This window comes from Microvirga thermotolerans (assembly GCF_009363855.1).
Classification (GTDB): domain Bacteria; phylum Pseudomonadota; class Alphaproteobacteria; order Rhizobiales; family Beijerinckiaceae; genus Microvirga; species Microvirga thermotolerans.
Window position 1 is genome coordinate 2,079,923 of the sequence record NZ_CP045423.1, and the last position, 22,247, is coordinate 2,102,169.

A 22,247-nucleotide genomic window follows, 5' to 3' on the forward strand; every position below is an offset into this window, starting at 1 on the left:
AAGCGGAAGCGTCAGACGGCCTCCGCCTCCACATAACGCGGGAAGATCGGCTCAGGTTGCGGAAGAGGGGTGCCGGGCACGAGCCTGTGGTCGGCGCCGATCCTCGCCATGACCCTCCCCTCCTCCGGAATCGCGAGCAGATTCAGGAGCTTGCCGGCGGCCGTCGGCACGAAGGGCTGGGCCAGGATTCCCACCGCGCGCAGCACCTCCGCCGTCACGTAGAGCACCGTGGCCATGCGGGCCGGATCCTGCTTGCGAAGGACCCAGGGCTCCTGGGAGGCGAAGTAGCGGTTGGCCTCCGCCACGACGGCCCAGATCTCACCGAGGGCCGTGTGGAGGGCGAAATCCTTGAGGGCCGCCCTCGCCTTCCCCGGCAGCGCATCCGCCTGCCAGAGCATGTCCCGGTCGGCCTGCGTGAATTCCCCCGGCTCCGGAACGGCCGCGCCGCAGTTCTTCGCGATCATCGACAGGGAGCGCTGGGCGAGGTTCCCGAGGTCGTTCGCCAGATCCGCGTTGATGCGGTTGACGATGGCCTCGTGGGAATAGTTGCCGTCCTGGCCGAAGGGCACTTCCCGCAGGAAGAAATAGCGCAGCTGGTCGACGCCGTAGGTGTCCGCTAGGTCGAACGGGTCGATCACGTTGCCGACCGACTTGGACATCTTCTCGCCCCGGTTGAACAGGAAGCCGTGGCCGAAGACCCGCTTCGGCAGCGGGATGCCGGCGGACATGAGGAAGGCAGGCCAGTAGACCGTGTGGAAGCGCACGATGTCCTTGCCGATGATGTGGACGTCGGCAGGCCAGTAGTGCCAGCGGGGGTTGCTCTCGTCCGGGAAGCCGCAGCCCGTCAGGTAATTGTTGAGAGCGTCGATCCAGACGTACATCACGTGCTTCGGATCGCCCGGGACCGGCAGGCCCCAGTTGAACGTCGTGCGGCTGATCGAAAGATCCTGCAGGCCGGAGCGGACGAAGCTCACGATCTCGTTGCGCCGCGTCTCGGGGCTGACGAATTCGGGATTGGCTTCGTAATGGGCGAGCAGCCTGTCCTGATAGGCCGAGAGGCGGAAGAAGTAGCTCTCCTCCTCGATCCATTCCACCGGCGTTCCCGTGGGCGCGCGCCAGCTCCCGTCCGGCTGCCTCGTCAGCTCGCTCTCGTCGTAGTAGGCCTCGTCGCGCACCGAGTACCAGCCGGAATACTTGGAGAGATAGATGTCCCCCCTCTCCTGCATGCGGCGCCAGAGCTCGTGCGTCGAGGTCAGGTGGTCGGCATCGGTGGTGCGGATGAACCGGTCGTAGGAGCAGTTCAGGCGGTCGGCCATCGCCTTGAACTTGGCCGCCATTTCGTCGACGAAGGCCTTCGGCGTCGTTCCGCTGCGGTCCGCCGTCTGCTGGATCTTCAGCCCGTGCTCGTCCGTGCCCGTCATGAAGAACACGTCGAACCCGTCGATGCGCTTGAACCGCGCGATCGCGTCGGAGGCGACGATCTCGTAGGCGTGGCCGATATGGGGGGCCCCATTCGGGTACGAGATGGCCGTCGTGATGTAGAATTTCTCTTTCTCGGCCATGGCAGATCCTTGCTCGAACGATGTCTCCCGGCAATGCCCTAGGCCGCCCGCCGGACCGCGTCGGCAAGGTCGTCGAACATCGTCAGGATGAAGGGCCGGCGGTCGAGGTTGTAGACGTCGATCTCTCGCGCCGAGCGGCCGATCTTCTCACACACCTCCACCAAAGGCGCAAGGCGCCGCGGACCCAGGCCCGCGCGCGCATGGAGCTGCGCCGAGACCCATCGCTGCACCGTATCGAGCATCAGCTCGTAGTTCTCGTCCGCATCCTTTCGGGCAAGCGCCTCCGCGAGCGAGAGCACCTGCCGCATGTCGGCCCGGGGAAGGCGTTCGAGCAGGGCGGTGACCTGCCCGACGAAGGCGACCCTGTCCCCGTCCAGAAGCTCGAGGGTGCGCCGCACCGACCCCTCCCCCAGGCGGAGCGCCTCGTCGACGACGTCCGGGGGCATGTCCGACCAGGGGGCGCCGAGAGAGGCGATGGCCGCGCGCACGGACGCGTCGTCGAGAGGGCGCAGGAGCAGGCGTCGGCAGCGGGACCGGATCGTGGGAAGGACCCGCTGCGGCGCATGGCTCACGATGAGGAAAAGGGAGCGCGGGGGCGGCTCCTCGATCACCTTCAGGAGGGCATTGGCGCTGGCCACCGTCAGGTCCTCGGCGCTGTCGACGATGCAGACCCGGTAGCCGCCATCGGCCGCCGTCGAGGCGAAGGTGGCAAGGGCGCGCCGCACCGCCTCTACCGGAATGGTCGCCGAGGGCCCCTTCTTGTCCGTGGCCGGCGCCCGCCGGAGGACCGCCAGATTGGGATGGGAAAGGGCCATGACCTGCCGGGCCACGTTCGCCTGCGGGTCCATGTCGAGGCGGCCGGAAGCAGACCCTGCCGCGCGGCTGGGGTCGAGCACGGTCCGCGCGACCCGGTAGGCCAGGGTCGCCTTCCCGATCCCCTGCGGGCCTCCGATCAGCCAGGCGTGGTGGAGCCGTCCGCTCCGGAGGCCTTCGACGAAGGCCGCCTCTCCCTCCTCGTGGCCGAAGAAGGCGAACTGCTCCCGCGGATGGGGCGCCCCCTCGAACCGGTCCGGTTCGTCCGCGGCGGGCTCTCGGGAGACGGGCTCACGCGACATGGTCGCACGCCGCCTCGGACGGGCGCGCCTCGCCCGACGTCAGCTCCGGCAGCCGCTCCCGGAGGGTCGCCCAGATCGCCTCCTCGACCTCGTCCGGGTCGCGGTCCGCGTCGATGACGACGCAACGCTCCGGCGCGGCCTTCGCGATGGCGAGGAAGGCGTCGCGAAGGGTTCGGTGGAAGGCGATGTCCTCCTGCTCGAACCGGTCGGCGCCTTCGCGCCGGTCCGCCAGGCGTTGCCGGACGCGGGACAGGCCGACCTCCGCCGGAAGATCGAGGATGAAGGTCACGTCCGGGCGCAGGTCCCTGAGCGCGGTCCGCTCCAGGCTCTGGATCAGCGCGGCATCGACCTGTCCGAACGCCCCCTGATAGGCCTTGGTCGAGTCCGCGAAACGGTCGCAGAGCACGTGAACGCCCCGCTCGAGGGCCGGCACGATGGTCCTGTCGATGTGGTCGATGCGGGCCGCGGTGAACAGCAGCGCCTCCGCGAAGGGCCCCAGATGCTTCGCCCTGCCCTCCAGGAGGAACGACCGGATCTTTTCCGCCTGGGGCGACCCGCCGGGCTCGCGGGTGGAAAGGACCTCCCGCGAGGCCGCCTCCAGGCGCCTCCTGAGGCGCTCGATCTGGGTCGATTTCCCGGCCCCCTCGCCTCCCTCGAACGTGATGAAGCGGCCGGTCATCAAATGCGTTCGAGCAGGCTCGAGAAGGCGCGGCGCGCCCAGCCCGTGCTGAATTCCATGAGGCCGTCGAGCGCCCGCTGGCTCAGCGTGCCCACCTGGACGTCCTCGCCGGCATAAAGAGGCAGCTCCACCGCCTTCATCTCGCCCCTGTTCACCTGAAGCTTGGCCACTTCGGCTCCCTTCTGCACCGGCGCCCGGAGCGGGCCGGTATAGACGATGCGGGCGGTGACCCGCTCCGTCTCGCCACGGGGCACGAGTACACGAACCGGCCTCTTGGAGACAAGCGGCAGCGACCGGCGGTCGCCGCCGAAGACCTGGGCCTCCCCGACCACCTGCCCCTCCTGGAACAGCTGCCGGGATTCGAAGGCCCGGAATCCCCAATCCAGGAGCTTTCGGGATTCGTTCGCCCGGTCCTTGGCGGTCTTCAGGCCGTTGACGACGACCACGAGACGCTGACCGTTCTGAACGGCCGAGCCGACGAGGCCGTAGCCGGATTCCTCGATGTAACCGGTCTTGAGGCCGTCGGCTCCGATGTTGAAGGCGAAGAGCGGATTGCGGTTCAGCTGCCGGATCTTGTTCCAGGTGAACTCCCGTTCGCCGAACATCTTGTAGAGCTCCGGATAGGTCCGGATGATGTGCAGGGCGAGCATGGCGAGTTCCCGCACCGTTACCTTCTGAGCGGGATCGGCATAGCCGGTCGGGTTGCGGAAGGTGGACTTGGTCAGGCCGAGCTGCCGCGCCCGCTCGTTCATGCGCCGGGCGAAGTTCTCCTCCGTGCCCGAGATGCCTTCCGCGATGGCGATGGCCGCGTCGTTGCCGGACTGGACGATCAGCCCGCGCAGGAGATCCTCAAGCCGAACGCTCGAGTTCACCTTCGCGAACATGGAGGAGCCGCCGGAGCTCGCCCCTCCGGTCTTCCAGGCATGCTCCGAGACCACGAATTCCGTGTCCATGGTCAGACGGCCGCCTTTCAGCTCGTTGAAGACGATTTCGGCCGTCATGATCTTCGCCATGCTGGCAGGCGCCACCAGCTCGTCGGCATTCTTCTCGAAGAGAACGGCCTCCGAATCCGCATCGATGAGAATCGCGGTGGGCGCGACGGTCTGGAACGATTCCGCCCTCACCTCGCTCGGAACTCCCCAGAAAAACGGCAGAAGGCTCAGAACCGCAAGAAAACGGGCGCATTTCCCGGAAGCTGCGCGAGCAAAGAAGGCCATGATCCAACTCTTCCCTAGGGTGAGTTGAATCTGTAGCACAGTTCCGGCGATTCAACGCCAGAGCTGGCTGCACCTTGCGCCCGTTCACATGCCGTCAGGTTTCGACCTCAGACGACATGACGCGGATGCCTCGACGGCGCCTTATGCCTAAAGCCGCTCAGAACGAACTCCTCCGGCCCCACCAAACGGGAGGCCGGACGAACCGAAAGGGGCTCCCTTCGCTGCCGGGCCAAGACCGCGTTCAGCGCAGAAAGCGACTCCGATCGAGCGTCCTGAAACCGTCGCTCTTCTGGAAGCCGGACCGGACCGTTTCGGGCGCATAATAGAGACCCGCGACGACGGGCCGGGAGGGCGGCACGACGCTCGGCGAAAGCGAGCTGACCGCCACCGGGGTCGCGGCGCCGGGGATGGTGCCCAGGTCGAAGGGGCGCTCCGGCGGAAGCGGGATGCCGCGCGCCGGAGAACCGGCGAACGCCATCTTCTGCGGCGTATCGGTGGCCGAGGCGAGAGCCGTCGCGACGCCGTCCGAAGGCGCGGCGCGCTCCAGCGAGGCGGCGGGGGCAGCCGGCCGCGGCGTCGCGGAAGCGATCATGGTCGGGGTCGGGCCGACGCGGTTCAGGGACGCCGGCGTCCCGTCGGTCCGCAGGCTGGCCAGGAGAATCCGGTCGTCGCTGCCGTTCGTCGATGCCGGGCCGACATACTCGACCCGGACCCGGGCCGTGCCGGCGTGCTTGAAGCCGAGCGCCAGGGCCGCGCGCTCCGACACGTCGATGATGCGGTTGCCGTGGAACGGTCCACGGTCGTTGACCCGAACGATCATGGAATGCCCGTTCTGGAGATTCGTCACGCGCGCATAGCTCGGAAGCGGCATGGTGGTGTGGGCGGCAGCCACCGAGACCCGGTCGAAGACCTCGCCGTTGGCCGTCCTGCGGCCGTGGAAGCTCGCGCCGTACCAGGATGCGAGGCCCTCCCCCGAGTAGCTCGGGTTCTCGCGGGGCACGTACGTGCGGCCCGCGACCACGTAGGGCTTGCCGACCATGCGCTGTCCGCCGCCCTTGGGGACCGGCTGGCCGTCCGCGACCACCCGCGGGCTCGGCGCAACGCCGTACTTGGGATCGATTCCGCTCCGGTTGGAGCAGTTGGCAGCCGTCAATGCGATGGCGGCGACGCCAGCAATGCGGAGGACGGTCCGGTGATTGAAGAAGGTCGCGCAGCCTTGCGCCCCCGCCTTCGCCTCAGCGCGATCACAATCCATGTCGCCTCGCATCCCCTTGCCCGCTTGTGCGGCGGTTCGGTCGCTCCGAACCTGAGTTAGTGCATTTCGACCTGCTAAAGAAAAGTTAAACGCCCCGCTTGTCAATGGCCAAGCCGCCACATTTGAAATGTTGTTAACGAAACAGAATTTGACTCTCTCTTCAACGGCTTACACGTCCCTCTTCACATGAATTCTGCGCCCCGGACACATTTGATGAACAGCTGCGACCCAATTCCGGCACCGCCCGAAGGCTCCGGCCGGGCCACCTGAAACCGGTCCTGCGACCGTCTGCCGTGACGGCAGGGCCGTTCCCGAGCGGCATGATCGGGAAGCGGAGTCCTCAGTTGACGTGCGCGGCCCTGCCGCCTTAGACAGCCTGGATCCACGAAAGAAGGCCGGCACGTCCGGCCGGTCCGCTGGAGGGGTGGCCGAGTGGTTTAAGGCAGCGGTCTTGAAAACCGCCGTGGGTGCAAGCCCACCGTGGGTTCGAATCCCACCCCCTCCGCCACCTTGATGTCTTGAATTGAAATTTGAACTTCGAGAAAGCCAAAGCTCTCCATACAGCCTTTCCACTAAGGTTCTGTAGCTGGCGGCTCACTCTCGTTTACTTTTCGGTCCGCCTTGTAGGAATGCGATCCCCGGGTACTATTTTTTCGATTTTGGCAGCCTTTACGATTACGCAATACAACTGCAAATATACGCATGACCTATTATTAAGCGCTGGGCTGTAATCCAGAGTCGCCGTTACGGGCTCTAGGTGTCGAAGCTATGAAGGTTGTTCATCCGAGGCTTGGCTGCGAGGATGGGGTTGCAACACCAACCATCTCCTGCCTGGAGGCCCCGGATGAACGCTCACAAGAATGCCCGCATGACGCCCTTTGGTCGAGCCCTTTTGGTCCAACGCGTGCGCCAGGAGCGCTGGCGCGTGGCGGAGGCAGCAAAGGCCGCCGGGATATCCGAACGCACGGCCTCCAAATGGCTGGCGCGCTTCCGCGACGGCGGTGAGGCGGCTTTGCACAACAAAAGCTCGGCTCCGAGGCGTCCGGCGCATCGGCTGGCTCCGGAGCGGATCGCGCACATCGCCGCCTTGCGCCAGGAGCGCCTGTCCGGCCCGGCCATTGCCCGAACCGTGGCCTTGCCGCGCTCCACCGTCGGGGCCGTCCTGCGGCGTCTCGGCCTCAACCGCCTGCGCCGGCTCGAACCGCGCCTGCCGGCGGTGCGCTACGAGCGGGAGCGGCCCGGCGAGCTGATCCACATCGACACCAAGAAGCTCGGGCGCATTGCCGGCATCGGCCATCGCATCACCGGCGACCGCACGGGCCAGTCCGCCAAGCGCGGCACCGGCTGGGAGGCGCTGCATGTGGCCATCGACGATGCCTCAAGGCTGGCCTATACCGAGATCCTGCCGAACGAGAAGAAGGACAGCGCGCTCGCCTTCCTGAACCGGGCACTGGCCTTCTTCGCCCGCCATGGCGTCGGCGTGGAACGGGTGATGACCGACAACGGCGCCGCCTACAAGAGCCACGTCTTCCAAGCCGCGCTGGCCGAGAGAGGCATCCGCCACAAGCGCACCAAACCCTACCGGCCGCAAACCAATGGCAAGGCCGAGCGCTTCATCCAGACGAGCTTACGCGAATGGATCTATGGCGCCGCTTACGCCTCCTCCGCCGAGCGCAGCGCCGCCATGAAGCCATGGCTCACCCACTACAACACCCAGCGACCCCACTCAGCCCTCAAGCATCAGCCCCCTTGGCAAAGACTGAACAACCTCCTTGGAAACGACACCTAGAGGCGACTTGGTTCTGCTGAGCGGACTTCAGATGTCGGGGATCTCGCTGACTTTCCCGCGGGCACACTCCTACTTCTCGGGCATCTGCGTCGTTGCTGCCGTAGCCCGCTACCTTAATCAACAAGCCCAAACCCCAAATTAATTTGTCTGTGAATTTCGTCTTGAAACCGGCGTACGAAAGGAAGAATAATATCTTACGCTACGGCAGATAAGGTTAAAATATTTGACGTAGCAACTAAACAACCTGTCACGCGAAAGAGGAAACCATGAAGCTTTTTTCCATTTTAGCACTAGCAGCAGTAATCGTTGCTGCCCCTGTGCTTCCTGTGAAACAAGCCAACGCTTGCACTAATTCCTATGACACTGCCAGCGATGGCTCGCGTTGCGGACAGCGGGCATCTGGATGCAAGAGCGGCGGTCGTGGAGGCTACTGCTAAACGACCAGTCAATTCATTATGAACTGATGAAGTCGGATGCCCGTGGGCATAATGTCTGCGGGCATTTTCTTTTCTTGCGCTTTCACTCGATGTTAAGAGGTCAACGCGTGGTGTGGCACTCTCGTGACGTTATGCGGTTCGGCAACGGAGTGAACCGAGCGGGCTGTCATATACTATACGGCCGAGACAATTCTTAAGATAAACGACAGGGTCTCCAGGCAGGATTATCCACACAACCCTTAAAAAGTAATGATTTCAATGTGTTGGACAATCTGCTCGACAGGCCCTCCGCCATCCTGCCGGAATCCGATGGCGCCTCCCGGCTAGCGCACCGCGAGCCGCCGGCGCTGGTGTCCGTAGCGGCCCACCTGCACCGATGCCCGTACATCCCGGCCCGAAGCGAGGTCTCTTCTGGGATGCGCCTGGACGGCCTCCTCCGTGCGGAGCGTTTCCTTCTGACGCGCTTCCGGGGCGGCGGCGAGGGCCGGACCCGACAGGAGCAGAGGCTGGGGGGACGGCTCGGGCTGCCGCGCGCGCCCGTCAGCCGCCGCGCCCGCTCCGCCGGCGGCTTCGAATGCGACTCCGATGAAATCGCCGTTCCGCCAGCGGACGTTCGCCGAGTGCACCTGCAGCGTATGGGCGGCGATGTAGAGTTGGAAGGTCTCCGGAAGCGCCACGTTCCGCCGGAGGGCGATTCGCGCCCCGCCCGTCGAGATGTCGCGGATCTCGCAATGGATCATCGTCTCGGCGCCGGTCACGATCTTGGCCTGCTGGAGGACACGGCGGCGCTTGGCGCTGCGGAGATCGGGGCGCGAGGGAGCAGACGTCCAGGGTCCGACGGATGCCATCTGAATGCTCGGGAACATGGTTAACGAAAGGTTAACGCCTTGGACCACGTCTGCCCGTCAAGCTCAAGATCTTCGTTGGAGTCTTATCCCAAAGGCTAAGGAAAAGGCACCCAAACGGCCGCGCTGGCCTTTCGCGGCCCTGTTGTGGTATTCACCCGCGGTTCCGGATCGAAGGCCCGAACTCCTTGGCCTGCCATGGTTTGCGCCGAAGGGGCGCCCCGGCGGGCGCCGCCGGATGCCGACCAGCTTCGAAGAGTGGATTGTTTGCGGATGAATGCTCCCGCGCCCAAAGTCTCGTTCGTCTCCCTCGGGTGCCCGAAGGCGCTCGTCGATTCGGAACGGATCATCACCCAGCTCCGCGCGCAGGGCTACGAGCTCACCAAGCGCCATGACGGGGCCGACGTGGTGATCGTCAACACCTGCGGCTTCCTCGACAGCGCCAAGGCGGAATCCCTCGAGGCCATCGGCTCGGCCATGGCCGAGAACGGCAAGGTGATCGTCACCGGCTGCATGGGCGCCGAGCCCGAGCAGATCCGGGACCGTTTCCCGAACGTGCTCGCGATCACCGGGCCGCAGCAGTACGAGAGCGTCATCGGCGCGGTGCACCAGGCCGCCCCCCCGGCGCACGACCCCTTCGTGGACCTCGTCCCGCCTCAGGGCGTCAAGCTCACGCCCCGGCACTATGCCTATCTGAAGATTTCCGAGGGCTGCAACAACCGTTGCTCCTTCTGCATCATCCCGAAGCTGCGCGGCGACCTGGTCAGCCGGCCCATCGGCGACGTGCTGCGCGAGGCGGAGAAGCTCGCGAAGGCCGGCGTGAAGGAGCTGCTGGTCATCTCCCAGGACACCAGCGCCTACGGCCTCGACATCAAGTACCAGCCGAGCCTCTGGCAGGACCGGGAGGTGCGCACCCGCTTCTACGATCTCGCGAAGGAGCTCGGCGAGCTCGGCATCTGGGTGCGGATGCACTATGTCTATCCCTATCCGCACGTGGACGAGGTGATTCCGCTCATGGCGGAGGGGAAGATCCTCCCCTATCTGGACATTCCCTTCCAGCACGCCTCCCCTGCGGTGCTGAAGGCCATGCGGCGCCCCGCCCACCAGGAAAAGACCCTCGACCGCATCCGCAAGTGGCGGGAGATCTGCCCGGATCTCGCGATCCGCTCCACCTTCATCGTCGGCTTCCCCGGCGAGACGGAGGAGGATGTGGACCTTTTGGTCGAATGGCTGAGGGAGGCCCGGCTCGACCGGGTCGGCTGCTTCCGCTACGAGCCGGTGAAGGGGGCTCCGGCCAACGACCTCCCCGGCGCCGTGCCCGAGGAGGTCAAGGACGCCCGCTGGCACCGGTTCATGAAGACGCAGCGCGACGTGAGCGCCCGCCTGCTCAAGGCGAAGGTGGGCAAGCGCCTGCCGGTCATCATCGACGAGCCGGGCGCCACCGTGGCCAAGGGGCGCAGCAAGTACGACGCTCCCGAGATCGACGGCACCGTCTATGTCGCATCGCGCCGCCCGCTGCGCGCCGGCGACGTCGTCAGCGTCAAGATCGAGCGCTCGGACGAGTACGACCTCCACGGCGTCGCGGTCTGAACGTCCGCCGTCGCCCTCTCCCCCTGCGGGAGCCGGGCCGCGGACGGCGCTCAGGCCGAGGCGATCCGGGCGCTGTCGATGAGATGGACCCCCGCGGCCTTCAGGTCGGCCAGCGCCCGCGCGAGCGATCCCTGCGTGTCGATGGCGCGGCAGGCGTCGAGGATCACATGGGTGTCGAAACCGGCCGCCTTCGCGTCGAGCGCCGTCCAGGCGACGCAGAAATCCGTGGCGAGGCCGGTGCAGAAGACCCGCTCGAAACCCCTCTCCTTCAGGTAGCCTGCCAGCCCCGTCCGCGTCCGCCTGTCCGCCTCGATGAAGCCGGAATAGCTGTCGATGGCAGGGTCGTAGCCTTTTCGGATCACGAGTTGGGCGTGAGGAATGTCCAGGTCCCGGGAGATTTCGGCGCCGGGCGTACCCTGGACGCAGTGGTCCGGCCAGAGAATCTGCGTGCCGTAGGACAGTTCCACGGTGTCGAACGGCTCGTGGCCGGGATGGCTGGAGGCGAAGGAGGCGTGCCCCCGCGGGTGCCAGTCCTGCGTCAGGAGGACATGGCGGAAGGCCCTCGCCAGCCGGTTGATCGGGCCGATCACCGCATCCCCGTCCGGGACGGCCAGGGCGCCTCCGGGAAGGAAATCGTACTGCACGTCGGTCACGATGAGGGCATCGCGATCGGTAGGGACGACGGTCGCCTGCTCCGCCATGGCCGTTGCTTCCTTCGCAAAGGGATATGCTCGGACCCGTAAAAGAAAAGGGGCAGCCGATCGCTCGGCCGCCCCGGTCGATGGCGCATTCCCTTACTGGGGAAGCTTGTCGTCGATGCCCTTCACGTAGAAGTTCATGCCCAGGATCTGCTCGTCGGAGAGGGCGCCATTGCCCTTGCACTCCACCTGGGAGCCGTCCTGCTTGAAGACGGGGCACTTGAAGGGGTTGAGCTTGCCGGACTTGATGGCGGCCTCGGTCTCCTCGGCCATCTTCTTCACGTCGTCCGGCATGTTCTTGTAGGGGGACATCACCACCATGTGAGCGGCAAGGCCGCCCCAGGTGTCCTCGGACTTCCAGGTGCCGTCGAGAACCGCCTTGACGCGGGCGACGTAGTAGTCGGACCAGTTGTCGACGATGGCGGTGAGCTGCGCCTTCGGCGCGAACTGCTCCATGTCGGAGGCCTGGCCGAAGCCGTACTTGCCGCGCGCCTCCGCCGCCTGGAGCGGCGCCGGGCTGTCCGTGTGCTGGGCGATCACGTCGACGCCCTGGTCGAGCAGCGCCTTGGCCGCGTCGGCCTCCTTCGCCGGGTCATACCAGGAATTCGCCCAGACCACCTTGATCTTGATGTTCGGGTTCACCGACTGGGCGCCGAGGAAATACGAGTTGATGCCGGCGACCACTTCCGGGATCGGGAAGGCGCCGACATAGCCGATGATGCCCGACTTCGACATCTTGGCCGCGATCTGCCCGATGATGTAGCGGCCCTCGTGGAACTTGGCCGCATAGGTCGACACGTTGGGAGCCCGCTTGAAGCCCGTCGCGTGCTCGAACTTCACGTTCGGGTACTTCTTGGCCACCTTCAGGGTGGGCTCCATGAAGCCGAAAGAGGTCGTGAAGACGAGCTTGTGGCCGGTGCGGGCGAGCTGCTCGATGGCGCGCTCGGAATCGGACTCGGGCACGCTCTCCACGTAGGTGGTCTCGACCTTGTCGCCGAAGGCCTTCTCCACGGCCTTGCGGCCGACGTCGTGCTGATGGCTCCAGCCGTAGTCGCCGACCGGGCCGACGTAGATGAAGCCGATCTTGAGCTTTTCCTGCGCGGCCGCGCCGCCGGCCGTGAGGGCGAGGGCGGTCACGCCCGCCACGGCGCCGAGAATGGTTCGAAAGGACATGTTGGCTCCCCTGGTGTGAACGGTCACGCTTTCGTCGCAGGTCTGAAAATTTCCCGCAAGTGGCTGAGTGCCCACAATACCATCGCTTTGCTCACCGGTCAGGCACGAAAGGCGCCCCGAGGGAGCCGGGCGCCCCGATGGCGCGCCCGCGGCGCAGGGACAGGAGCAGGAGCGCGAGAATGGTCGCGAGGTAGGGAACGGCGGAGAGCAGCTGCGAGGGCACTCCGAACTGGGCCGCCTGGGCATGGAGCTGCAGGACGGTCGCCGCGCCGAAGATATAGGCGCCGACCAGCACCCAGCCGGGCCGCCAGGCGGCAAAGACCACGAGGGCGAGCGCGATCCATCCCCGCCCGGCCGTCATGCCGGGCGACCAGAACCGGGTATAGACGAGGGAGAGATAGGCTCCGGCGAGGCCGGCGCAGGCCCCTCCGAAGAGAATCGCCAGAAGCCGCGTGCGAAGGACGGGCAGACCCAGGCCGTGGGCGGAGGTGTGATTCTCGCCGATGGAGCGCACCACGAGGCCCGCTCTCGTCCTGTTGAGGAAGAGCGCGACCGCCACGGTGAGGAGGATCGAGGCATAGACGAACAGGTCCTGCTCGAAGAAAAGGCGCCCCACCATCGGGATGTCGCTGAGGCCGGGGACGGAGATCGCCTCCACGGGGGCGCGCCGCGCGCCGACGAAGGGCGCTCCGATGAGGCCCGCGAGGCCGAGGCCGAGGATGGTGAGGGCAAGGCCGGAGCCGACCTGGTTGGCGGCGAAGCCCAGGACGACCAGGGCGAAGACGAGCGCCATCGCCACGCCCGCCAGGATGCCGGCGGCGACGCCGACCGGCGTGGAGTCGAAGGTCACGGCCGCCGCGAAGCTGCAGGCGGCCCCCATCGCCATCATCCCTTCGACGCCGAGGTTGAGGACGCCGGAGCGCTCCGTCACCAGCTCCCCGAGCGCCGCGATGAGCAGCGGCGTCGAGGCGGTGACGATGGTGAGAAGGATGGCCTCGAACGTGGTCATTTGCCCCCTCCCCGGCCGACGATGCGGATGCGGTAGCTCACCAGGGCGTCGGCCGAGAGCACGCAGAGAAGAAGGATACCCTGGAACGCCTGCGTCAGGTCCAGCGGCAGCTTGAGCAGGATCTGGGCGCTCTCGCCGCCGATGAAGGTCAGCGCGACTACCAGCGCCGCGACGAGGATTCCGAAGGGGTTGAGCCTGCCCAGGAAGGCGACTGTGATGGCCGTGAAGCCGTATCCCGGAGAAATGGAGGGCTGAAGCTGGCCGATCTGTCCGGCCACCTCTCCGATCCCGGCAAGGCCCGCGAGGCCGCCGGAGATGGCGAATACCGCAAGCGTCGTGCTCTTCGCGCTGAACCCGGCGAAGCGGGCCGCGCGGGGCGCGTCCCCCGTGAGCTTCAGGCGGTATCCGAAGAGGGTCCGGCCCACCACGAGAGCGGTCACGATCACGGCGATGAGCGCGAAGACGGTCCCGTAATGGACGCGGCTCGTCTCCGCGAGGGTCGGCAGGGTGGCGGCGGGATCGAAGGTGACCGACTGGGGAAAGTTGAAGCCTTTCGGATCGCGCCAGGGCCCGCGCACGAGATAGTCGAGCAGAAGCTGCGCCACGTAGACGAGCATGAGGCTCGTGAGGATCTCGTTCACGCCGAAACGGGTCTTCAGGAAGGCGGGGATGAGGCCCCAGAGCATCCCGCCGAGAATGCCGAGGGCGAGCATGAGGGGAAGCACCCATGCCCCCGCCTCGGTCCCGTGGGTGCGCAGCGCCAGCCAGCCGCCGAGGATCGCCCCGATCACGTATTGCCCCTCGGCCCCGATGTTCCAGAGATTGGCGCGGAAGCAGTAGGACAGGCCGATGGCGATGAGGGCGAGCGGCGTCGCCTTCACCAGGAGCTCCTGGATCGACCAGGGATCGCTCAGGGGCTGCGTGACGTAGACCTGGAAGGCGGCGATCGGGGAGCGGCCGAGGAGCCAGATCACGAGACCCGCGATGAGAAAGGCCGTCACGAAGGCGACGACGGGCGCAAGCGCGCGCATCGCGGGCGCCACGGATGCGCGCGGCGTCAGCTCAAGGCGCATGAGAGGCCTCATGCAATTGCGTTTCTCCCAGCATTTCGAGGCCGACCGCTTCCCTCGTCCATTCGGAGATGCTCCTCAACGGGCTCAGGCGGCCTTGGTGAATGACCGCCATCCTGTCGGCGATCTCGAACAGCTCGTCCAGGTCCTGGCTGACGACCACGACCGCGCTGCCCTCCCCGGCGAGATCGACGAGGGCCTGGCGGATCAGCCGCGCCGCGCCGGCGTCGACGCCCCAGGTCGGCTGGTCGACCACCAGCAGCTTCGGCCGCCGGATGATCTCCCGGCCGATGACGAATTTCTGAAGGTTGCCGCCGGAGAGCTTGCGCGCCTGCGGGTCGCTCTCCGGGGTGCGGACGTCGAAGCCCTTCACGATGGACTGCGCCAGCCGCCGGGCGGCGTCGATCAGGATGAAGCCGGACCGGCTGACCTCGGCGGCCGCATGGGAGATGAGCGTGTTCTCGCTCAGGCGATGGGTCGGCGCCGCCGCATGGCCCAGCCGCTCCTCGGGAACGAAGGCGGCGCCCAGGCGGCGGCGGGCGTCGATCCCTTCCGTTCCGCAGTCCCGGCCGGCGATGCGGATGACCTCGGGACGGTCGGCCGGACGTTCGCCGGAGAGGGCGGCGAAGAGTTCGCTCTGCCCGTTGCCGGCGACTCCCGCGATGCCGACGACCTCGCCCGCGCGGGCGCTGAGGAAGATATCGTGAAGGGACTGGCCGTGCAGACTGCCGGCGGGCATGGAGAGGCCGCGAACCTCGAGCATCTCTCCCCGCGGCCGGTGCGGAGTGCCCGAACGGACCTCCCCGACCTCGGCTCCGACCATCATCGCGGCGATCTCCCGCGCGCTCTTCGCGCGCGGATCGAGGGTTCCGACCACCCGCCCGCCACGCAGGATCGTCGCGCGGCGGCAGAGGCGGCGGACCTCTTCGAGCTTGTGGGAGATGTAGAGGATGGAGCAGCCGTCCGCCGCCAGCTTGTCCAGCGTGCCGAAGAGGTGCTCGGCCTCCTGCGGCGTCAGCACGGAGGTCGGCTCGTCGAGGATGAGGAGGCGCGGGTTCTGGAGCAGGCAGCGGACGATCTCGATGCGCTGCCGTTCGCCTGCCGACAGGGTCCACACCGCTCGGTCCGGTTCCAGGGCAAGCCCGTAGGCGCGGCTGATGTCGCCGAGCCGCGCCCGAACGCGGGCGAGCGTCCAGTCGTTCGACAAGGCGACCGTGATGTTCTCGGCGACGGTCATTTCTTCGAAGAGGGAGAAGTGCTGGAACACCATGCCGATGCCCAGCGCCCGCGCCTCCACCGGCGAGCCGATGGAGACTGGCCGCCCCTCCCAGAGAATCTGCCCCGCGCTCGGCTCGATGACGCCGTAGAGGATCTTCACGAGCGTGGACTTGCCGGCGCCGTTCTCCCCCAGCAGCGCATGGATCTCGCTCCGCTCGATCGAGAGGTCGATGCTGTCGTTGGCCAGGAGGTCGCCGTAGCGCTTGCTGATGCCTTTCAGCTCGACGAGGGGCCGCGATGATGAAACGTTTGCCGTCACGCACTACGACTCTGGCTTGAGAACTATGGACCGTCGACACGGAACCTGATGGCAGCTTGCGCAGCAGGCGACAAGCCGGTTCCGGCATCGACTTCCCCCGGGGAATGGATCATAGGGACGAGGCGTGCCGGTCGGCAATGGCGAATGCTTCGTTTATTGTGGGTCGCGAGTCCCTTTCCACTTCCAGGGCCATGAGGAAACCACGTGTCGGAACGAACCCATGACATCGTCGTCGTCGGCGCCGGGGCTGCGGGGCTCTGCGCCGCCCTCGCCTTCGCCCGCGACGGGTACAGGACGGCTCTCGTCGGCGCCCTCGATGCACGGCGGGACGGACGGACCGTGGCGCTGCTCAACGGCTCGGTCCGCTTTCTCGAGGCCCTCGGCGTCTGGCCGTCGGTGAGGGCCGAGGCCGCGCCCCTCGAAACCATGCGGATCGTGGACGACACGGGCAGCCTCTTCCGACCGCCGCCCGCCTCCTTCCGCGCCTCCGAGATCGGTCTCGACGCGTTCGGCTGGAACGTCGAGAACGTCGCTCTCGTGGAGAGGCTCGCCGCGGCCGCGGAGCGCCAGGAGCATCTGACCCTGTTTCCGGACCAGGCGACGGGCTTCGCCGCAGGAAGGGACGAGGCGGTCGTGAACCTCTCGGCGGGCGATCCCCTCAAGGGCAGCCTCGTCGTGGCCGCGGACGGCCGCAATTCGCGGCTGCGTCAGGCGGCGGGGATCGAGGCGCGGACCTGGTCCTATCCGCAATCGGCGGTGACGGCGCTCCTCGCCCACGAACGCGCCCACCGGGACGTCTCGACCGAGTTCCACACCCGCCACGGCCCGTTCACGCTGGTTCCCCTGCCCGGCCGGCGCTCGAGCCTGGTCTGGGTCGCTAAGACGGAGGAGGCGGAGCGCCTTTCCGCCCTCGACGACGAGCGTCTCGCCCTCGCCATCGAGCGCCAGGCCCACTCGATCCTCGGAGCGATGCGCCTCGACGGCCCCCGGGGGCTCGTTCCCATGACGGGGCTCTCCGTCACGCGGTTCGTGGCCCCGCGGCTCGCCCTGGTCGGCGAGGCGGCCCATGTTTTCCCGCCGATCGGAGCGCAGGGCCTCAACCTGGGCCTGCGCGACGTGGCTGCGCTGCGGGATGCGGTGGTCGATGCCGGAGACGAAGGGCACGAGCCCGGATCCGACGATGCGCTCCGCCGCTACCAGCGCGGTCGGGACCTCGACGTGCGTCTGCGGACGGCGGCGGTGGACGGCCTCAACCGCACCCTCCTCGCCGGGCTCCTGCCCGCCGACTTCCTGCGCGGCGCAGGGCTTTTGACCCTGAGCCATGTCGGCCCTCTGCGCCGCGCGGTCATGCGCGAGGGCGTCACGCCGCGATTCGGGGTGCCCCGCCTCATGCAGGAGGCATCGGCCGCCTAAGGAAGCAGGTCGTAGGGCAGCGCGCCGATCCGGATGGCGTAGAGAAGCGCCGTCAGGGAGAGCATGGAAGCGACGGTGCCCACGAGGACGCAGGCCGAGGCCCGCTCCACCCCCACGTTGTACTGGGTCGAGATCACGAAGATGTTCAGAGCCGGCGGCAGGGCCGCCATGGTGACGGCGGCATAGGTCCAGACCGGACCGAAATTCCCCAGCGCCGAGAGAAGCCCCCAGACCATGAAGGGGTGCAGGACCAGCTTGACGAGGACGAGGGCGGGCACCTCTCCCGGAATGCGCCGGAGCGGACGCAGCGCCACGGTCACGCCGAGGATGAACAGGGCGCAGGGCGCGGCCGCGCCGGAGAGCCATGTCACCATCTGGTTGAGGGCCGGGGGGAGTTCCAGGTGCAGATAGCTGGCGGTCACGCCCAGCGCCGTCGCCACGTTGAAGGGGTGCGTGAGGACGCGCCAGACGATCCGCCGCAGGGTCGCGCCGAGGCTCAGCTTCTCCAGTCCCGCTACGGACATCAGCAGGGGCACGAGGGAGAACAGGAGCAGGTTGTCGAACACGAAGATCAGGACGACCGGGGCGCTGGCGGCGCTGCCGATGGCCGCGAGCACCAGGGGCGGCCCCATGTACCCGATATTCGAATAGGAGCCCGCCACCCCCTGCATCACCGATTGGGCCATGTCCTTCGTATGGCGCCAGCCGGCGGCGAAGGAGAGCAGGAAGGCGCAGAAGGTCGCCGTCGTCGTGGCCAGCACGAAGGACCAGTTCGTCAACTGGTCCAGGGATTTATCGGCGATCAGCCGGAAGAACAGGCAGGGCAGCGCCACATAGATGAGGAAGAACTGCATCCAGGCAAGCCCGGCCTCCGGCTGCTTGACGATCCTGCCGCAGAGGAAGCCGAGGCCAATCAGCCCGAAGAACGGCGCAAGAAGATTGATCAGCCCGAGCAGGTCGGACATCGGGGCCCCCGTCGCAGAATCGCTCGAGGGCTCTTCTGGCCGGTTTCCGGAGGAGCGGCAATGCCGACCGGGACAGAGGCGCCGTCGCGAGGCGCAACCCTCGCGGTCGCGGGACGGCCATGCGCCGCGGCGCCGGAATTTGGAGAATTTCCTCGGACTCTCTATATCTCAGGCATGGAGTTCGAGTCATGAAAGCGGGTTTTGCCAAATTCGCGATCGGCCAGGTCGTCAAGCACAGGCTTTTCGATTTCCGGGGTCTGATCTTCGATGTGGACCCGGAATTCGACAATACCGAGGAGTGGTGGCTGTCGATCCCGGAGGAGATCCGGCCGCGCAAGGACCAGCCCTTCTACCATCTCTTCGCGGAGAACGCCGAGAGCGAGTACATCGCCTATGTCTCGGAGCAGAACCTGGTGCCGGACCCTTCGGCCGAGCCTCTGCGCAACCCCATGATCGAGGAGATGTTCGACCGTGACGAGCGCGGCCTTTATCGGGCCAAGCCCATTCTGGCCCATTGATCCCGAGGCCCTGCCCTCAATGAGAAACGCCGGGCGAAAGCCCGGCGTTTCCGATTCTGAGTGTCGAGGCCTTACGGCTTCGGAGCCTGGGCCGCGGGAGCCGCAGGCGCCGCGGAGGCATCGCCGCCGAGCTTCTTGCGGAGTTCCTCGCTCTTCTTCTCGAGCTCTTCCTGCAGCTTCTTCTGCTGCTCCTCGAGCACCTTCGGATCGATCGGCGGGCCGTCGAAGGCCTTGCCGAAGCCGGCGGCAGGCACTGCGAAGGTGACGAGGCGGCCGGCCTGGTTCTGAACGCTCACGTTGAGGTTCTGGCCCTTCTTCATGGCGGCCACGAAGTCGTCCTTCACCTCGGCCTCGGCGAAGCAGCCGTTCGGGAAGCAGATCGCGTACTTGCCGTCGGTCGGCGCGCCCTGGTCGACCGTGAAGCGGATGCCGGGCTGCAGGAGGAGACCCAGGGGCATCAGGAAGCGGACGATCTTCTTGTTCTGCGGACCCTTCACGTCATAGAGCGCCACGGCCAGGACGGGCTGGCCCTGGTCGGACACGAAGTCGCGGGTGGTGTAGCAGATCTCCGAGTTGGTGCCCTGGTCCTTGCCGCAGACCTTCGTCCACTCCGGCTGGGAGGGCTCGGCCTTCACCTGAACGACCATCGGCCCGTTGTTCTGGGGCTGCTGAGCCTGCTGCGCCGGCTGGGCCTGCGCTGCGGGGGGCTTTGCGGGAGCGGGCGCAGCAGGCTTCGTCTGCGCCAGAGCCGGCGCCGCACTCAGGATGAGTGCCATGGCCGTGGTCAGGCCACGGGTGCCCCCCAGGCTCGCGAGGCGGGTCGCGAAAGACATGTCGTAGATCCTCTTTTCAGTCGAAAGGTCGGCTTCTGGATTGGCCGTATACTCGGCGCGGGCTGTAACCTTCAAGGGAAGGGTTGAATCTTTGCCGATTAAGGCGAAGACATGACGTGTGGCGCTCCTTTAACCTTTCGTGGGCTAGGTTTCCAGTCGCTCCGGGCAAATTTCTATATAATGTTCCACCCGCACCTCACCCGGAGCAGGAGCGCCACGAGGCCCGCATGCGGCCATCACGTCGAGAAATGCTGGGAATCCTCGCCGCCTCGCCCCTCGCCTGGGCGGGGTCCGCGCTGCCGGCTTCCGCAACGGAGCGGCATGGAATCGCCATGCACGGGGAGCCGGCCCTGCCCGCCGGGTTCCCTCACCTGCCCTATGCCAACCCCGACGCGCCCCGCGGCGGGCGAATCATCCTCGCCCTCCAGGGCAGCTTCGACAGCCTCAATCCGCTGATCGTGCTCGGCGTCGCGCCCGACGTGGTGCCGCGCTATGTCCTCCAGAGCATGATGATGCGCTCCCTCGACGAGCCCTTCACGGTCTACGGGCTCGTGGCCCGGTCGGCCGAGATGCCGGAGGACCGCAGCGCGGTCACCTTCAACCTCGACCCGCGGGCGCGCTTCTCGGACGGGCGCCCCCTCACGGCGGAAGACGTTCGCTTCACCTTCGAGCTGCTGCGGAAGCACGGGAAACCCTTCCACCGGTCGAGCTTCGGGCAGGCCCGGTCCGTCACGGTGGAAACGCCGCATCGGATCCGGTTCGACCTGACCGGCGCCAACGACCGCGAACTGCCCCTCAACATCGCCATGATGCCGATCTTCGCGGCCCACGCCACGGACCCGGAGACCTTCGGCAGCACCACCCTTACGCCGCCCGTCGGCTCCGGTCCCTACCGGATCGCCGAGGTGAGACCGGGCGAGCGCATCGTCCTGAGACGGCGGGAGGACTATTGGGGCAAGGACCTGCCGATCGTGCGCGGCCTCTTCAACTTCGACGAGATCCGGTACGATTTCTATCGTGACGCCAATACGATGTTCGAGGCCTTTAAGGCAGGACTTTATGACTTCCGGCTGGAGGGGGACCCGGACCGGTGGTCGACGGGATACGACTTTCCGGCCCTCCGGGAGGGGAGGGTCGCCGTGGAGAGCCTGCCCATCCGCACCCCGAAGGGGATGAACGGATTCGTCTTCAACACGCGCCGCGCCATCTTCGCGGACATGCGCGTCCGGGAGGCGCTCGGCCATCTCTTCGACTTCGGGTGGGTGAACCGGAATCTCTACCATGGCCTCCTCACCCGGTCGGACAGCTATTTCGCCGGATCGGACCTCTCCTCCGCAGGAAGGCCGGCGGGCGAGCAGGAACGCTCCCTGCTCGCTCCCTTCCCGGACGCCGTCCGGCCCGACATTCTCGAGGGGCGCTGGGCGCCGCCGTCGTCGGACGGCTCCGGACGCGACCGGGAACAGGCCCGGGAGGCCCTCCGGATCCTGGACGACGCGGGCTGGGCGCTCCGGAACGGAACGCTCCGCCGCAAGGACAACGGCGAGCCTTTCACGTTCGAGATGCTGGTCAATTCCCGCCAGCAGGAGAGGCTCGCCCTGAATTTCGCCCAGTCCCTCGCCCGCATCGGGATCGCCGCGAGGGTGCGCCTGGTGGATGACGTCCAGTACTGGCGGCGGCTCTCCACCTTCGACTTCGACATGGTGCAATGGGTCTGGCCCGCCTCCGCCTCCCCCGGGAACGAGCAGCGCAACCGCTGGAGCAGCACCGCCGCCCAGCGGGGCGGTTCGCTGAACTATTCGGGGGCGTCGTCCCCCGCCATCGACCGGATGATCGATGCCCTTCTGGAAGCCCGGACCCGTGAGGATTTCGTCGCCGCCGTCCGGGCCCTGGATCGCGTTCTCCTGTCGGGATTCTACGTCGTTCCCCTGTTTTACGTGAACGATCAATGGCTTGCCTATCGCACCGGCCTCAAGCGCCCGGAGCGGCTGCCTTTCCTGGGCACCAACATCGACACCTGGTGGTGGCAGGCGCGATAGGGGAACTCCGGTGGAGTTAACTTGGCTGTTCCATTGCCATTCATCTCAGCCGTGAAACAAATGGTCCTGACGGACGTTGGAGGCATATCCCCTATCGCCGCCACGTTTCGCTGCAGGATACCGAGATGAACGGATTGCAGAAGGTTCTCGTCGTCGACAACGGTGAACGCGAACCGGACAGTGCCCTGTCGGCCGAACTGGCCGAGATGGGCTATGCCAGCGTCACTGCTCCCTTCGAGGCTGCCGACGACGTGCTGGCGATGATGCCGAGCCCTGCCGCCGTGGTGCTCCAGATGCCCCGCCATGCCAACTGGTCCGAGCGGCGCCGCTTTCTCGAACTCGCCCACCGCCTGCGCAGCACGCTTTCGCCTGGCGGCATCCCCGTCCTGATCACCGGCGGGGTGAGCGGTGCCCTGACGATGCTCCAGAACGAACTCGGCGCCCAGGCGGTCGCCGGACCCGATCTCTGATCCCCGACCGGTTGCGGACGCCCCCTCCCGTCCGCC

At 66.8% G+C, this 22,247-nt stretch carries 18 protein-coding genes, 1 tRNA gene and 1 pseudogene; 7 read left to right on the top strand and 13 right to left on the bottom strand.

From position 1 onward, the window contains the following. Positions 1–11 precede the first annotated feature (11 nt). The 5 genes and pseudogenes from metG to GDR74_RS09645 form a co-directional block, all read right to left on the bottom strand. A pseudogene (gene metG, locus GDR74_RS09625) lies at positions 12–1,622 on the bottom strand (methionine--tRNA ligase); the annotation flags it as partial. Then, positions 1,601–2,677 carry a DNA polymerase III subunit delta' gene (locus tag GDR74_RS09630; protein ID WP_152586113.1) on the bottom strand — a complete coding sequence of 359 codons (1,077 nt, stop codon included), beginning with the start codon at positions 2,675–2,677 and terminating at the stop codon, positions 1,601–1,603. The gene GDR74_RS09630 and the pseudogene metG, both read right to left, overlap by 22 nt. After that, positions 2,667–3,356, bottom strand: coding sequence for a dTMP kinase (gene tmk / locus GDR74_RS09635; RefSeq protein WP_152586114.1), 690 nt, complete (start codon positions 3,354–3,356; stop codon positions 2,667–2,669). Before tmk ends, GDR74_RS09630 begins: the two co-directional genes overlap by 11 nt. Beyond that, the gene (locus GDR74_RS09640; RefSeq protein WP_152586115.1) at positions 3,356–4,573 is read right to left on the bottom strand and encodes a D-alanyl-D-alanine carboxypeptidase family protein; all 1,218 of its coding nucleotides are present in this window, start codon (positions 4,571–4,573) and stop codon (positions 3,356–3,358) included. Before GDR74_RS09640 ends, tmk begins: the two co-directional genes overlap by 1 nt. 241 nt (positions 4,574–4,814) lie before the next feature. Then, positions 4,815–5,828, bottom strand: coding sequence for a septal ring lytic transglycosylase RlpA family protein (locus tag GDR74_RS09645; RefSeq protein ID WP_194164499.1), 1,014 nt, complete (start codon positions 5,826–5,828; stop codon positions 4,815–4,817). Positions 5,829–6,246: 418 nt separating this feature from the next. Here GDR74_RS09645 and GDR74_RS09650 point away from each other — a divergent pair. Both GDR74_RS09650 and GDR74_RS09655 read left to right on the top strand, forming a co-directional pair. Beyond that, a tRNA-Ser gene (locus GDR74_RS09650) sits at positions 6,247–6,336 on the top strand. A 336-nt stretch (positions 6,337–6,672) separates the two neighbouring features. Further along, entirely contained in the window at positions 6,673–7,617 is a 945-nt protein-coding gene (locus tag GDR74_RS09655) for an IS481 family transposase (RefSeq protein WP_152586116.1), read from the top strand. Positions 7,618–8,377: 760 nt separating this feature from the next. Here GDR74_RS09655 and GDR74_RS18270 read toward each other — a convergent pair. Then, positions 8,378–8,902, bottom strand: coding sequence for a PilZ domain-containing protein (locus GDR74_RS18270; RefSeq protein WP_210251013.1), 525 nt, complete (start codon positions 8,900–8,902; stop codon positions 8,378–8,380). Between the two features lie 270 nt (positions 8,903–9,172). Between GDR74_RS18270 and rimO the strand changes: the two genes are divergently transcribed. Then, entirely contained in the window at positions 9,173–10,489 is a 1,317-nt protein-coding gene (gene rimO, locus GDR74_RS09665) for a 30S ribosomal protein S12 methylthiotransferase RimO (protein WP_152586117.1), read from the top strand. A 50-nt stretch (positions 10,490–10,539) separates the two neighbouring features. Here rimO and pncA read toward each other — a convergent pair whose 3' ends face one another. The 5 genes from pncA to GDR74_RS09690 all read right to left on the bottom strand — a co-directional run bounded on the left by pncA (position 10,540) and on the right by GDR74_RS09690 (position 15,976). Continuing rightward, positions 10,540–11,190, bottom strand: a complete 651-nt coding sequence (pncA, locus tag GDR74_RS09670) for a bifunctional nicotinamidase/pyrazinamidase (RefSeq protein WP_152586118.1) — start codon at positions 11,188–11,190, stop codon at positions 10,540–10,542. A 93-nt stretch (positions 11,191–11,283) separates the two neighbouring features. Beyond that, a complete protein-coding gene (locus GDR74_RS09675; RefSeq protein WP_152586119.1) occupies positions 11,284–12,360 on the bottom strand; it encodes a BMP family ABC transporter substrate-binding protein in 1,077 nt (358 codons plus the stop codon). 91 nt (positions 12,361–12,451) lie between these two features. Next, positions 12,452–13,369: an ABC transporter permease gene (locus GDR74_RS09680; RefSeq protein WP_152586120.1), complete on the bottom strand. Its 918-nt coding sequence runs from the start codon at positions 13,367–13,369 to the stop codon at positions 12,452–12,454. Continuing rightward, positions 13,366–14,442 carry an ABC transporter permease gene (locus GDR74_RS09685; protein WP_152586121.1) on the bottom strand — a complete coding sequence of 359 codons (1,077 nt, stop codon included), beginning with the start codon at positions 14,440–14,442 and terminating at the stop codon, positions 13,366–13,368. Before GDR74_RS09685 ends, GDR74_RS09680 begins: the two co-directional genes overlap by 4 nt. After that, positions 14,432–15,976: an ABC transporter ATP-binding protein gene (locus tag GDR74_RS09690; RefSeq protein WP_152586122.1), complete on the bottom strand. Its 1,545-nt coding sequence runs from the start codon at positions 15,974–15,976 to the stop codon at positions 14,432–14,434. The genes GDR74_RS09685 and GDR74_RS09690 overlap by 11 nt, the downstream gene beginning before the upstream one ends. Positions 15,977–16,180: 204 nt before the next feature. Here GDR74_RS09690 and GDR74_RS09695 point away from each other — a divergent pair, with 204 nt between their 5' ends. Continuing rightward, complete coding sequence (locus GDR74_RS09695) at positions 16,181–17,389, top strand: UbiH/UbiF family hydroxylase (RefSeq protein WP_152586123.1); 1,209 nt, start codon at positions 16,181–16,183, stop codon at positions 17,387–17,389. On the opposite strand, the gene GDR74_RS09700 is transcribed toward GDR74_RS09695, so the two are convergent. Beyond that, positions 17,386–18,354, bottom strand: coding sequence for an AEC family transporter (locus GDR74_RS09700; protein ID WP_152586124.1), 969 nt, complete (start codon positions 18,352–18,354; stop codon positions 17,386–17,388). The genes GDR74_RS09695 and GDR74_RS09700 overlap by 4 nt on opposite strands. Positions 18,355–18,542: 188 nt before the next feature. Here GDR74_RS09700 and hspQ point away from each other — a divergent pair, with 188 nt between their 5' ends. Continuing rightward, the gene (gene hspQ, locus GDR74_RS09705) at positions 18,543–18,872 is read left to right on the top strand and encodes a heat shock protein HspQ (protein WP_152586125.1); all 330 of its coding nucleotides are present in this window, start codon (positions 18,543–18,545) and stop codon (positions 18,870–18,872) included. Between the two features lie 71 nt (positions 18,873–18,943). Here the strand turns inward: hspQ and GDR74_RS09710 are convergent, their stop codons facing one another. Next, positions 18,944–19,705 carry an invasion associated locus B family protein gene (locus GDR74_RS09710; protein WP_152586126.1) on the bottom strand — a complete coding sequence of 254 codons (762 nt, stop codon included), beginning with the start codon at positions 19,703–19,705 and terminating at the stop codon, positions 18,944–18,946. Between the two features lie 227 nt (positions 19,706–19,932). On the opposite strand from GDR74_RS09710, the gene GDR74_RS09715 reads away from it, so the two are divergent. Further along, positions 19,933–21,741 carry an extracellular solute-binding protein gene (locus GDR74_RS09715; RefSeq protein WP_152586127.1) on the top strand — a complete coding sequence of 603 codons (1,809 nt, stop codon included), beginning with the start codon at positions 19,933–19,935 and terminating at the stop codon, positions 21,739–21,741. Positions 21,742–21,866: 125 nt separating this feature from the next. After that, on the top strand, positions 21,867–22,211 hold the full coding sequence (locus GDR74_RS09720) for a hypothetical protein (protein WP_152586128.1): 345 nt from the start codon (positions 21,867–21,869) through the stop codon (positions 22,209–22,211). The last annotated feature ends 36 nt before the right edge of the window (positions 22,212–22,247 follow it).